This window comes from Marinilabilia sp. (genome assembly GCF_016278715.1).
GTDB lineage: Bacteria > Bacteroidota > Bacteroidia > Bacteroidales > Marinilabiliaceae > Marinilabilia.
The window spans coordinates 22,355-37,001 of the sequence record NZ_JADQBH010000303.1; the positions used below are offsets into that span (position 1 = coordinate 22,355).

Genomic DNA, 14,647 nt, shown 5'->3' on the forward strand with positions numbered 1-14,647 from the left:
TGTTTGAAAAATTTAAATAAAACCACTAAATGAGATTTCAAATCACTTTTAACCGAACCGGGAAGCAAAAAATGCTTCCAATGGATTATCAATACTACATTAGCGCATGGATTTATAAGGTTTTAAAACAGGCCGACAGTAAATTCGCGGGGTTTCTGCACGATAAAGGATACGGAGATAGCCCTCACAAACTCTACAAACTTTTTTGCTTTTCCCGGCTAAATTTTGGCAAGCCAACAATGTGGAAAGAACGCAAACTCTTTGAGATAAAAAGCAATACGCTTAGCCTCAATGTTTCTTTTGATGTTCCCGAAGCAGCCACCACCTTTATTAAGGGCCTTTTTATGGAGCAGGACTTTTTTCTGGGTAATCGCTTTAATGGAATTGAAATGAAAGTTACCAATATAGAAGCTTTGCCGGAGCCTCAATTTACTGAAACAATGCATTACCGTCTTTTATCTCCATGGGTGGTAGGTTTCAAACCTGAAAACGCCAAACAAGCTCAATACCTCAAACCTGAAGATGAAGGATTTCTTAAACTATCAGAAAAACACATTCTTGAAAAATACAATAACACCCACCAAGCAGAATTAACTCCCGATATGATCTCCCTAAAACCACTACCCCCTTTTAAAAGAAGTGGTTTTTTAATTAAACCTGATACTCCTCAACAAACAAGAGTTGTGGGTAACATCTTTGACTTTGAACTGACTGCTCCTGAAATAGTCCATCAAATGCTTTGGAATGCAGGAGTGAGTGAGAAAAGTACTTTGGGATTTGGCTGGGTAGAAATAAAGAATGAAAAGAATTTCATCTATTCAAAATAGAAAAATATGCTAGACACTGTAATTAAAATAGGTAAACTATACCGCGAAGCACCAAATGCCCATGTTTATCATGAGCAAATAAACAACATTTGGAAAGATGTGGAAGCTTTAGCCAAGAAAAAGGACAAAGATGGAAATTCAATTGAAACAGTCTTTTATGAACTGCCCGTTATTGAGTTAGGAGATTCTTTTGAATTTAATTTCAACAAAACATCCATCATCAAAGATGAAGATAAACAGAAACAACTTCATTATTTAAACTTTAAGACATCAAAAAAAGATGCTGAAAAGCGATATCTTCTTGGAGACATTTGTTACAGTCATTTCAGAGACAACAAAAATTCATTACAAGAATTTGGAAACTATAGATTATTTGGAAAATGGGAAAGAAAAAGTTCTTTCCAAGGATCGGAAGAAGTTTCGAAATCAATTGAGAACCTTTTTATTCAGAAATTCAGAAATGAATTTCGTGATAATAAGAGTCGAATTGAAGAGATATTAAAGTCTAAACCTTCTGTAGTGATTCATTTTAACTTTAATAATAAAAGTTGGTTTGAATTGGATGGCCTGATTGAATCAATTGATAAGATCCTTTCTTCAAATTTGGTAATCCAGGATAAAAAAACCGGGAAGTTAGTTCTTGACAAATATTTATACAAAACCCTAGGTGGTGTGACACCGGGATTTGGAGATGAAAATAAATACAAGAACAAATTATTTACTACTGATGAAATAGTAAGCTTAATATATGCGACCCAGGTTTATCAGGAACCAAGAATAAGGATTAATAATGTTGGAATAATAGCACTTCCTCATTCAAAAAAAATAACTTCACAAGAAATTGTTCAGTTTTTTAATAAAGAAAAGAATACAATAAAGGAGGAAGTTGCAAAAGAAGAAAAGATTTCCACAGAAACTGATGATCTTTTTAGGGAGTTTATTCAAAACGATTTTAACGATGCTGTAAAATTCGATATTATTTTTTCGAGTATTCCAAAATCTCCAGCTGGGGTTTACAGTGATTTAGTTGAAATATCAAATATTGAAAAGAGTTTATTAAAGCAGGTTCATGAAAAAATTAAAAACGTAAAAGTTCAACTTCAGGAACAAGCTCACAAGGAGTTTCCCAATTCCAAAGCTCCATATAATTTTTCCATTAAGAATAGTTTTTTGAAAATATTGGGCGACTTGACGTCTGATAAAAAGAAATATCAGTTTCACTTACTGAAAGTATTACCACAAATCTATTCAGATACTTATTATCAAGACCCGCTATTGCTTCCGGCCCTCATTGGGAAAGTTGAACACAACATTCGCAATGGAGGACAATCTTTTAGTACCCTTAAATACGACTTTTACTTTTTAATAAACATTCAAAAAAATGATAATCTTATGAAGATTACAAGCACAAAAAGTTATGCCCTTGGCCAGAACCTTGGCATTATGGCACGTCAATTTGCGGCCTGGCGTGATGACTGTCCAATTAAATCGTTCGAAAAATCTTATGTAGGGAACCTCTCACGCCGGATAACAACGCTCGAAGAATTGGTGAAGTTTGCAGGATTTATAAATGAAAAACTAACCATTCACGAAAGGCTATTTCCGGATGTAAAAAAAGCGTATTTGGAACTGGTAGAACTTATCCGCGATTTCGAAGGCGAAAAATACAGTAAACATAACTGTGCATTAGGCTTCTTTGAAAGCTATTATGGCAATTTCCAAAAGCAAGAAAACAAATAATAACCTATTAAAACATATAATCATGGCTAACGCAATTGAAAAATCAGAGATTTTATTTCTTTTTGAAAGCAAATATACCATTCCTAATGGTGACCCTTTTACGGGGGAACAACGGTACGACGAAGAGACCAAAAGAATTTTGGTTTCTGATGTTAGGATAAAAAGATATGTACGGGACCATTTTATTGCCCAGAATTTTTTATCAGAAAATAATGAAAAATATACGGTTTATGTTTTCAATGACCGGTCACAAGTAACCGAAGGGAAAAATGAATCCGGGGCTTCTGCACGAATGCAGGTATTATGGAATGGGAAAAAGCCTAAGGATAAGAAAGAGATTCCAGAAGCAGCATTGAAGCTAATGCAAAGTTGTATTGATGTTCGCTTATTTGGCGGTATTTCTACAGAAAAGGAAGCAGCAGTAAATATAACCGGACCCGTTCAGTTTGCTTTGCTGAATCCGTCTTTGAACAAAGCCGACCTCCGGATTCACCAAAACACTTCAGTATTCTCCTCAAGCACTGAAAAATCAAGAGGTGCAATCGGAACAACTACAGTAGTTCCATATGCTATTAATCAAATTCATGGGTGGATAAATCCATACTCTGCTCAACTAAGCGGACTTAAGTCAGAAGATATTTCGGAACTCTTCTCTGCCATGTGGAAAAGTCTAAACAATATCAACACACGGAGCAAGTCAAATCAAAGCTCGGTCATACTAATCCAAATTGTTTACAACGAACCTGATGACAAACTTTATGGTACAGATTCCTTAATATCCATTGAGTCGGAAAAAGAGGAAGAACAAATTCGCTCCATGGAAGATTACTCGTTCAATTTCGAAAAGCTGGCAGAAGCTACCAAATCGCCCAAAGTAAAGGAGATTCGCTTTTACACGGAAATTGAAGATTTGAAAAAAGTTATATCAGGTCTGGATCCCAAATTTAAAGAAATGGAGTTGTAATATGGAAGCGATTCTATTGGAAATAAAAGGAAAATGGGCTCAGTTCAGGAAAGCCGAGACCAATAACAATCCGCTATCTCACGATTTCATGACTAAAACTGCCTTTATTGGTTTACTAGGTGCAGTAATTGGTGTCGAAAGAAATCAAATGCGTCAACACTTTCCCTTACTGTGCGATGGACTTGTCTTTGGCTTGCAAATAAACAACGAAGTACAAAAACAATCGTGGGGATTCACCTTTCGCAGTGTAACTCACGCATGGGAAAAAGCCCCAAAGCAAATGGAGTTCATAAAAGATCCCAATTATACAATTTTGCTCGGGCTAAAGGATGAAGGTTGCAGGGAGCAATTTGAATATTTCCGTGCACATATCAAGGAAGGCAAGGCATGTTATCCTCCGGTTTTAGGGTTGCATAATTGTCCGGCAGACATAAAATTTCTTGAAAGCGGTATTATTGAATCGAAACAAGGAAATTTCGAAACTTATGGATTTGTTACAACAGATTATCAACCCATAATTGATAACATGAGTGAATTCAGGATTGGATTTGATAAGATTCCTACATTCCAGGATGATAATTTCTGGAACGTTCCTGAAAGATTTGTATCGGTTACATACCCTTCTAACCAGCGAAAACTGCTGGTGTCTGGTGAATTTCATGAATTTAACAAACAAACACAATGGTGTCTGATCTAAATTTTGAATCACATCCCGGTAAGCCACTTGAAAAACATATACGGAGGGTACTGCAAGGTACCCTCCATAATTTTTCTTCTCCTATAGCAGAACTGGCAGCACTATTTCATGATATGGGAAAAATCAATCCCAACTTTCAACAAAAGCTATACGGGAAAACAGCAGGATATAATAACCATTCTTATCTATCTGTTATTGCATTTATTAATTATGCACTTTCGAACCCATCTGAGATAAAAGAGAAAGCAGGAATAAATACGAATAAAGATTTGGCTTTATTTATTTTCCAGGTTTCGATACTTATAGCGAAACACCATCAACATTTACCAAATTTTGATTTAGCGTTTTCTGCTTCTGAAGAACTGGAGAATGCAATCACTTTCGCTTTAAAAGAAAACCACCATTTCCCAGTATCAGCCTTTCTTAAAGAAAAAATGAAAATCAATAGTAAACCATTTGATCTAAATTTTAACAAAAGAAATAAAGGCTTTCTATCGTTTTCAAATAAGTACCATGTACCAGCATGGAAAAAAAATCCGTTAAAGTATTTTCTTGACACCCAAATGGGATTTGCAGCCCTGATAGAATCAGACAAGCGTGATGCCGGCAATAATAAGGATTACAATTTTAAGGAATCCGTTAAACAGAATACCTTTCAACTGCGCAACTCTCTCGAAGAAAAATTCATCGAATTTGATGCAGTAAGATCAGGCTCAAGTCTGAATGAGCTAAGAACGAATATTCGTTTAGAGGCAATCAAAGGAACAAGAGAGGGATTAAAAAGAAAAGAACACATCTTTACCCTAACAGCACCTACAGGAGCCGGAAAGACATTTACCCTGCTTGCCATTGCTGATGAAATAAGAAAACAAAAAGGAGTGTTGGGAATAATATACACACTTCCATTTTTGTCAATAACCGAGCAAGTACAAACAATTGCAAAAAATCTTCTGGATGATGTTTTGTCAGTGAATTCAAAGGCGGAAAATCATCGTATTGATATAGCTCAGGAAAACTATGAAACAGACCAAAGTCAGGACAATTTATTCAGGGTTTTAAGAGAAGATTTCATCGCAAATACATTTGATCATCCTTTCATCATCACCACGTTTGTTCAGTTTTTTGAAACCCTTGTAAGCAATAGGAATTCTACTTTGCTAAAACTGCCCAATTTTGCCAATCGTATCCTTTTGATTGATGAAATACAGGCATTACCTCCACGGTTATACATATTCTTCAGTGCATGGCTTGATGCATTTTGTAAACGTAATAACTCATTTGCGGTATTATCAACCGCAACAATGCCAAATTTTGAAATTCCAAAAAAGGAGTATTTAGATTTGGATAAACGTGCCGATTTGCTCTTCAATGAATATGTTGTTCCGAAGGATTTGATTCATTCGCGCAAGTATTTTGATGAGGATATCTTTAACCGATACAAAATAAATGTAATCCAAGAATCACTTGATTCAATCAGTCTCTCCAAGTTATTGCTAAGTGAGAAGCAGTCCTGTTTGGTTATCTTAAATACCATAGATGACACGAAAGAACTGTACAATTTATTGACAGAGGAAACAGCAAATATATTGTTATTGAACACGCATTTCATACCGGATGACAGAACGCGAATAATTGAAGAAGCTAAAACCCTTCTTAACTCAGGGGAAAAAGTTTATCTGATTTCCACTCAATTGATTGAGGCTGGAGTTGATATTGATTTTCCCATTGTCTATAGAGATTTATGCCCTTTGCCCAGTCTTATTCAGAGTGCGGGACGCTGTAATAGAAACAAAAAAATCCCGATGGGACAGGTGATGTTTTTCCAACTGGTAAATGAAGAAGGAAGCTCAAGGGCTAATTTGATATATCGGAATGAAGCAAAACATTTTCTTGATTTTTGCAAAACAAATATTTCATCTGACATAGAAGAAAATAACTTATTTGATGTGCAAAGTAAGTTTTTTGACTCCATTAAAGAAAATCTTAGCATAGGAGACTTCTACCCAAGCAAATATCATTCAGAAAACATGATTGAATGTGTAAATAATGCGCGTTTCGAAACTCTTGGACGATTTAAACTGATAACCGAAGAAATAGGTATACAACAGCAATATTACATCTCCAAAAATGAAAACGATGATACGTCCGAAGTGCTGAGCTCCCTCCTTGAAGATTTACGAGCCTGCGACAATTATGCAGCAAGTAAAATAATTAAAATAAAAATCAATTCATTAATTAAATCCATCAGCGGTCGGATTTTGAATATTCGTGTTAACAATTTCAATAAAGACCAAGTGCCTCAGGTTTTTGATGCTGAAATTTTGGGCATTAAATTCATTTCAAAAGATTATTATTCCAAAACAACGGGCCTAAAAGTCGGAAATTCAGAAAACTGCTTTCTATAATGCGAGTAACAGGTACTCTAATATCATATTTTTTTTATTGCCATAGAAGACTATGGTTACATGCCAACGATATCAAACTTGAGGACAACTCAGAAGATGTTTCCATGGGAGTGCTAATTGAAGAAACTACATATTCTCAACGCTCTGATAAATATAAACAAATTGAATTAGGTCCTGTAAAGATTGACTTCTTCGATTGGCAAAACAAAATCATTCATGAAGTAAAAAAATCAAGTAAGTTCCATGAAACCCATATCTGGCAAATCAAATACTACATTTATATAATGGAGAATGCAGGTATTGGAGGAGTAACCGGAATGCTAGAATATCCTACCGAGAGAAAAAAAGAGAATGTATTTCTGTCACAACCTGACCGGATATGTATTGATGAATTAAAAAATAAAATCACTCAAATAATTCAATCCGAAAAATGTCCTCCGGTACTGAATAGCCACAGGTGTAAAAATTGCGCATACTCTGACTTTTGTTATGCAAAAGAATAGCTCATAAACTATGAAAAAATCTTTTTACCTCTTCAACCCCGGCCGTCTCTCTCGAAAAGACAACACCCTCAAATTCGTTGCTTTTGATGAAGATGGCCATGAACAAAAACCGCGCTATTTGCCCATTGAAAATGTGGACGAATTATATGCCTTTGGAGCTCTTGATGCCAATTCGGCCCTTTACAATTTTTTGGGTCAACAACAGATTCCTGTTCATTTCTTCGATTATTACGAGAACTATACCGGTTCCTTTATGCCCAAAGATAGTTTGTTGAGTGGAAAAGTCCTGATGGCCCAGACAAGGGCACATGACAATAGCTCAAAGCGCATAGAACTGGCACGCCTGATTCTGGAAGGCGCGGTTCACAATATGGTTAAAAACCTGAGGTACTACGATAAGCGTGGGAAAGACCTGTTACCTGTAATAGAACGCATTGAAGGACATCTTGAGCAATTTAAACATGTAAAAGCCATTGACGAACTAATGGGACTGGAAGGCAATATCCGGCGCACCTATTACGAAGGGTTTGAATTGATTGTAAATGATTTCAGCATGAGTGGCCGTAGTATGCGTCCGCCACAAAATGAAGTAAATGCCCTGATATCTTTTGGCAATATGATGTGCTACAGTCAGTGCCTAAGGGCCATTCACCAGACGCAACTCAATCCGGTCATTTCATTTTTGCACACTCCCGGAGAACGGCGCTTTTCACTTTCACTTGACCTGGCCGAAGTTTTCAAGCCCATTCTGGTAGACCGGGTGGTTTTCAAGGTGCTCAACAAAAGAATTATCGGCCCCAAAGATTTTGACGATTCCCTGAACCGCGTGGTCTTAAAAAATGCAGGAAAAAAAGCATTTGTAAAAGCCTTTGAAGATCGTCTTACGGAAACAATTCAACACAGGGCATTAAACCGTTCCGTCAGTTATAAGCACCTCATCAAGCTGGAATGCTACAAACTGGTAAAACACATTCTGGAAATTGAAGAATACAAACCTTTTAAAATGTGGTGGTGAGTTTAGCTGGTAAACTGGCGAAATAAATAACCAAATTGCCCATCACTCCATTACACTACCAAATCATTAATTCATGTATATCATTCTAATGTACGACGTTAACGAAAAGAGAACAGGAAAAATGCTCAGGTTATGCCGTAAATATCTAAGCTGGATACAAAACTCTGTTTTTGAAGGTGAAATATCAGACGTAAAACTAAAAGAATTAAAAAACATGGCTGCCATGATTATGGACTATGAAACAGATAGTTTGATTATCTTTAAAACCCGGAATGAAAAATGGCTGGAGAAAGAAATAGTTGGTATGGAACGTGCTGAAACAGGCAACTTTCTTTAACTCGAAATTGTCGAACCCTCCTTTTTCAGATTCTCAGAGAGGAAAATTCTTCTTTTCTCTTCCCAAAAAGCTCTTTGACATACTGGTTTAGAACAACTTACAATCCGTTGTCGAACAAGGGGCAAAATCCTTTTTTTATACATCGACAATTTTTCTCCTCAAAACATTGGGTTTCCTGCTTATGAAACCCTTATTTTGGGGAAATATTTTGAGCTTTTTTGACGGCTCCCAATCGTACCGTGGTGGAATTGAAATCCCATATTGGAAATTGTGTATCGAAAACTCCATTAGCTCCCAATCGTACCGTGGTGGAATTGAAATGAATACTTCGACATCTTAATTACAGTGCCTAAATAAACTCCCAATCGTACCGTGGTGGAATTGAAATAAAATGTTTCATGTGAAACTTTAAATTCTTGATTTTACTCCCAATCGTACCGTGGTGGAATTGAAATTAAACAGATACTTTAGGATTGACGGAGAAGCGGACGGCCTCCCAATCGTACCGTGGTGGAATTGAAATTACCCTGTTGGCGTGTTCGGGTTGAATATGATAACTCCTCCCAATCGTACCGTGGTGGAATTGAAATAAAGTTGACACAGTGATAAAGGTTCAAACTCAAATCACTCCCAATCGTACCGTGGTGGAATTGAAATTTTCCAAACGTCTTTATGGATTCGTTTCGCCACTTTCTCCCAATCGTACCGTGGTGGAATTGAAATTTAAAATTCAAAGTTTTGCCGGGTTGCAGCTTGGTCTCCCAATCGTACCGTGGTGGAATTGAAATACAATCCAATCGGGGTGTCCTTCTTTGATGATTCTCTCCCAATCGTACCGTGGTGGAATTGAAATACACGAACACACACCTACTCAGAGGCCGGGACTTACTCCCAATCGTACCGTGGTGGAATTGAAATTAGGCAGACTAGAAGAAATCAAGGTTCAAAAGCTAACTCCCAATCGTACCGTGGTGGAATTGAAATTTTATTAGTTCATTCGCTGACTTTGTTTTAAGATAACTCCCAATCGTACCGTGGTGGAATTGAAATCAAATAATATCACACTAATTAAAAATGGCAAAAACACTCCCAATCGTACCGTGGTGGAATTGAAATAAAGAAAACAATATGAGCTACAATGGTGTAAAGAAGCTCCCAATCGTACCGTGGTGGAATTGAAATATGGTAAGAGATTTTGAACTTCGCAACCTTGATACAGCTCCCAATCGTACCGTGGTGGAATTGAAATTTATTGTTCAAAATCCACCAGAAATAACATTTTCTCAACTCCCAATCGTACCGTGGTGGAATTGAAATAAACAAAAAACTTACACTCATTTAAAAGGTTTAGGAACTCCCAATCGTACCGTGGTGGAATTGAAATATGAAAAAGAGTGGTTCTAAAAGAAGAGCAGGATTTACTCCCAATCGTACCGTGGTGGAATTGAAATATATGTAACCGGGTTTAGTAAAGAGAATTTACCGGCTCCCAATCGTACCGTGGTGGAATTGAAATAATTTATTCTGGAAAAGATAATTGGAAGAATGGTATGCTCCCAATCGTACCGTGGTGGAATTGAAATACAAGTATCTTCACTTTCAGACATAAAGAAGTTTACTCCCAATCGTACCGTGGTGGAATTGAAATACAATTGTTTCATCTGGCAATGTATCTGCATCTTTCTCCCAATCGTACCGTGGTGGAATTGAAATCGGTGTTGCATTTAACTCATCTGCTCATAGGGAACTCCCAATCGTACCGTGGTGGAATTGAAATCTGGAAGAGTGGCAAGAAAAGAAATCTTTGGAAGCTCCCAATCGTACCGTGGTGGAATTGAAATCAAGTTGCCCGGAGTGGTCAAGATAAAGATGGAGATCTCCCAATCGTACCGTGGTGGAATTGAAATACAGCTAAATTTAACCAATTAAGGCCGGGTAAGTTGCTCCCAATCGTACCGTGGTGGAATTGAAATAATTGTTTCTTTGCTCTTTGTATTTCATCTTCCAGCTCCCAATCGTACCGTGGTGGAATTGAAATAAGTTAGGTGATGATCAATTAGGTTTTACTTTAGGTCTCCCAATCGTACCGTGGTGGAATTGAAATGAAGAAGATGGTAAATTAGCCACAGTAGAACTTGAACTCCCAATCGTACCGTGGTGGAATTGAAATGTTGTTACGTCATCGTTCAGCAACTTTTCAGGAATCTCCCAATCGTACCGTGGTGGAATTGAAATATCTTTCAAGAAAGGATTTACAGTAGCCAATAGTCCCTCCCAATCGTACCGTGGTGGAATTGAAATCAACAAGAAGGTAAGAGGATTGAAACGTCAACTACTCCCAATCGTACCGTGGTGGAATTGAAATTCAGTAAGACCGCTTGTAGATAGTGGACAATTTGAAACTCCCAATCGTACCGTGGTGGAATTGAAATGACTGCCGAAGAGGGAGTATGGGAGTTGATCAACCTCCCAATCGTACCGTGGTGGAATTGAAATATGTGATGCAATTCACCGGTAAGTGGAGAGAGTCTCTCCCAATCGTACCGTGGTGGAATTGAAATAAAACACCAGTCTTTCAATTCGTGACCGGGCAGCTGGCTCCCAATCGTACCGTGGTGGAATTGAAATAGTTCAAGCAGGCTGCGGGGCCAATAGCCGAGAAGCTCCCAATCGTACCGTGGTGGAATTGAAATTAAATAAGTCGGCAGACGGATTAGCCGCGCCGTTCTCTCCCAATCGTACCGTGGTGGAATTGAAATGACCTCACCACCACCGTCATGCCCCTCTTTATTCACTCCCAATCGTACCGTGGTGGAATTGAAATCCATTTGGTCAATAACTTTAAGGACGGCCTGATGCTCCCAATCGTACCGTGGTGGAATTGAAATCCGTGTGGTGCGAAAGGGCAATAACCAACATGTTCCTCCCAATCGTACCGTGGTGGAATTGAAATAACTCTGAGATCTGCTTTGCCCTGATGATTAATCCCTCCCAATCGTACCGTGGTGGAATTGAAATAAACTTGAAATAAACAAAAAGCGCAAATGGGGTAAGCTCCCAATCGTACCGTGGTGGAATTGAAATCCACTTGGTCAATAACTTTAAGGACGGCCTGATGAAACTCCCAATCGTACCGTGGTGGAATTGAAATACAGCCGTAAGGTGACTGCTGACATGGAGCGTCTTACTCCCAATCGTACCGTGGTGGAATTGAAATCATCAATACCAAGTCGGGCACCGATCGTATTACCCTCCCAATCGTACCGTGGTGGAATTGAAATTCCCGTTAAGTCGCTTAATGTCATCACCGGTTTTATTCTCCCAATCGTACCGTGGTGGAATTGAAATACATTGAAGTTCACCGAAATTATGAGAAGATAATCACTCCCAATCGTACCGTGGTGGAATTGAAATTGAAGTTGGCCGGCATTACCTTCTTTCAGAAGATGCTCCCAATCGTACCGTGGTGGAATTGAAATAAAAATGGGAGGCACTTCAGCAATTAGACGTTATACTCCCAATCGTACCGTGGTGGAATTGAAATGTAATTGTATTCTCACGCCGCTTTTTCATATTGAACTCCCAATCGTACCGTGGTGGAATTGAAATATTGATCGTATCAACGATGACATTGTTGAAATAACTCCCAATCGTACCGTGGTGGAATTGAAATTCTTTAACAACTGGCTGGTGCCTCTGGCTGCATTTGACTCCCAATCGTACCGTGGTGGAATTGAAATACCAGCACCGTAGTCGATGACGGGGACATCATTCTCTCCCAATCGTACCGTGGTGGAATTGAAATTACCAAAGATTACACAAAAAAAGATTGGGATTTAGGCTCCCAATCGTACCGTGGTGGAATTGAAATCTTAGGAAGTGGTGGGGTGGCAATTGCTTGTTATGACCTCCCAATCGTACCGTGGTGGAATTGAAATATCCAACCTCCGTTTTCGTTGTGTAAACATTCAGGCTCCCAATCGTACCGTGGTGGAATTGAAATACCGATTTACTTGCAGAAATTACTAACGGTGAAAAGCTCCCAATCGTACCGTGGTGGAATTGAAATTTTTAAAGAAGATAAGGCTAACAAATTGGCAAAGATCTCCCAATCGTACCGTGGTGGAATTGAAATAGTGGAAGTACAGGTAACAGTTACGCTTTAATTGGCTCCCAATCGTACCGTGGTGGAATTGAAATTCTTTAAAAGCCGTTGTTCTGGACTACAATAGTGGACTCCCAATCGTACCGTGGTGGAATTGAAATAAGACCCGGAAATTTCGAATTGTAGTTCTCTAAGTCTCCCAATCGTACCGTGGTGGAATTGAAATTCCAAAATGACCGGGCTAATTACTGGGTAAGGAACTCCCAATCGTACCGTGGTGGAATTGAAATAATCATTTTCAACACCGGGGTTTGTACCCGGCCACTCCCAATCGTACCGTGGTGGAATTGAAATGACCCTTTCTGTAAAAGGACATAATCCCGGAGTGGACTCCCAATCGTACCGTGGTGGAATTGAAATATGATATAAATGAAACGATTTCAAAGTGTGTTTCTTGCTCCCAATCGTACCGTGGTGGAATTGAAATATAAACGGAAATACTTCATGGCAAGAAACACACTTTCTCCCAATCGTACCGTGGTGGAATTGAAATCAAAATTGTAAAGAACTATTTAAACAGACCATTGTCTCCCAATCGTACCGTGGTGGAATTGAAATATTTTCAGCGAGCTTCCTAAAGACGTAAAAATCAACTCCCAATCGTACCGTGGTGGAATTGAAATCACTTCGTGTCTTTTGACGGGCAATTGACAATATTCTCCCAATCGTACCGTGGTGGAATTGAAATCAGACAAAACGAGATATGGAAAAACAAGCAAGATCTCCCAATCGTACCGTGGTGGAATTGAAATGCGTTATTCTCTTCTTCCTTGATCTGCTCCATTTCCCTCCCAATCGTACCGTGGTGGAATTGAAATATGCAAACCATGCTTGGTAGTAAATCCGAAGCGGACCTCCCAATCGTACCGTGGTGGAATTGAAATCCCGTTTTTGTTGAGCCGATGTGATTTTAGACCGTGCTCCCAATCGTACCGTGGTGGAATTGAAATTTCCTGATGATAACCGCCGCGCAAGTTGTTTTCGCTCCCAATCGTACCGTGGTGGAATTGAAATTCAATATGAAGCCTTGCTCCACTATCAGAAGTCAGACTCCCAATCGTACCGTGGTGGAATTGAAATTAAAAATATCAGCCCCATTTAACCCTAATTCGTTTTTCTCCCAATCGTACCGTGGTGGAATTGAAATTCCTCAAATGCCGAAACAAGAGCGTTCCTTAAATCTCCCAATCGTACCGTGGTGGAATTGAAATAAGAGGGCGCAACACGCTCAGTAATTCGTGAACGCTCCCAATCGTACCGTGGTGGAATTGAAATCCTCCCTGAAGGATGGCGGTTTTCCCGGTGTTCTGGCTCCCAATCGTACCGTGGTGGAATTGAAATCACTTTGTCAATGAGAATGATAGTATAAAGGAATACTCCCAATCGTACCGTGGTGGAATTGAAATATGGTGGAAAACATGGCTATTGCTAATGGTAAGAACTCCCAATCGTACCGTGGTGGAATTGAAATTCGTTTACTCGGATTTCAGGAATTCAAGAATCTGCTCCCAATCGTACCGTGGTGGAATTGAAATTACAAGCAGTACAAGGCCACATCAGGCGAAAAAGTACTCCCAATCGTACCGTGGTGGAATTGAAATTGAGAATAAAGAACCTTTGCTTGAACAATTTCAGTCTCCCAATCGTACCGTGGTGGAATTGAAATTTCCTGTTCTTTCCCGGCGAAGAATATCACGACCTTCTCCCAATCGTACCGTGGTGGAATTGAAATATCCAAGACCGTCAACTGCCGACAAGTCGATATCGCTCCCAATCGTACCGTGGTGGAATTGAAATCCTTCTACCGCCGCGTTGAATCTGGAACCATACCCGTCTCCCAATCGTACCGTGGTGGAATTGAAATAAACTTATATATAACGAATGTGGAGACCATGGCGACTCCCAATCGTACCGTGGTGGAATTGAAATCAATTGCCGGAAGAGTATCAGACAAAAAAAAAGAATCTCCCAATCGTACCGTGGTGGAATTGAAA

At 38.9% G+C, this 14,647-nt stretch carries 8 protein-coding genes and 1 CRISPR repeat array; all 8 genes read left to right on the forward strand.

The features are described from left to right. Window positions 1–29 precede the first annotated feature (29 nt). The 8 genes from cas6 to cas2 all read left to right on the forward strand — a co-directional run bounded on the left by cas6 (window position 30) and on the right by cas2 (window position 8,488). Window positions 30–827, forward strand: coding sequence for a CRISPR-associated endoribonuclease Cas6 (gene cas6 / locus QZZ43_RS18410; RefSeq protein WP_291862316.1), 798 nt, complete (start codon window positions 30–32; stop codon window positions 825–827). Window positions 828–926: 99 nt separating this feature from the next. Beyond that, complete coding sequence (locus tag QZZ43_RS18415; RefSeq protein WP_291862319.1) at window positions 927–2,567, forward strand: hypothetical protein; 1,641 nt, start codon at window positions 927–929, stop codon at window positions 2,565–2,567. A 22-nt stretch (window positions 2,568–2,589) separates the two neighbouring features. Further along, window positions 2,590–3,531 carry a type I-B CRISPR-associated protein Cas7/Csh2 gene (gene cas7b / locus QZZ43_RS18420; RefSeq protein WP_291862322.1) on the forward strand — a complete coding sequence of 314 codons (942 nt, stop codon included), beginning with the start codon at window positions 2,590–2,592 and terminating at the stop codon, window positions 3,529–3,531. 1 nt (window position 3,532) lies between these two features. Continuing rightward, complete coding sequence (gene cas5 / locus QZZ43_RS18425; protein WP_291862324.1) at window positions 3,533–4,228, forward strand: CRISPR-associated protein Cas5; 696 nt, start codon at window positions 3,533–3,535, stop codon at window positions 4,226–4,228. Further along, a complete protein-coding gene (gene cas3 / locus QZZ43_RS18430) occupies window positions 4,213–6,633 on the forward strand; it encodes a CRISPR-associated helicase Cas3' (protein WP_291862326.1) in 2,421 nt (806 codons plus the stop codon). Before cas5 ends, cas3 begins: the two co-directional genes overlap by 16 nt. Further along, window positions 6,633–7,136 carry a CRISPR-associated protein Cas4 gene (cas4, locus tag QZZ43_RS18435; RefSeq protein ID WP_291862329.1) on the forward strand — a complete coding sequence of 168 codons (504 nt, stop codon included), beginning with the start codon at window positions 6,633–6,635 and terminating at the stop codon, window positions 7,134–7,136. Before cas3 ends, cas4 begins: the two co-directional genes overlap by 1 nt. Before the next feature lie 10 nt (window positions 7,137–7,146). Beyond that, window positions 7,147–8,151 (forward strand): type I-B CRISPR-associated endonuclease Cas1b, encoded by a 1,005-nt coding sequence (gene cas1b, locus QZZ43_RS18440; RefSeq protein ID WP_291862332.1) that lies wholly within the window; start codon window positions 7,147–7,149, stop codon window positions 8,149–8,151. Window positions 8,152–8,224: 73 nt separating this feature from the next. Next, window positions 8,225–8,488 (forward strand): CRISPR-associated endonuclease Cas2, encoded by a 264-nt coding sequence (gene cas2, locus QZZ43_RS18445; protein WP_291862335.1) that lies wholly within the window; start codon window positions 8,225–8,227, stop codon window positions 8,486–8,488. Window positions 8,489–8,713: 225 nt separating this feature from the next. Next, window positions 8,714–14,646: a CRISPR direct-repeat array (repeat unit 28 nt; unit sequence CTCCCAATCGTACCGTGGTGGAATTGAA). Window position 14,647 lies beyond the last annotated feature (1 nt).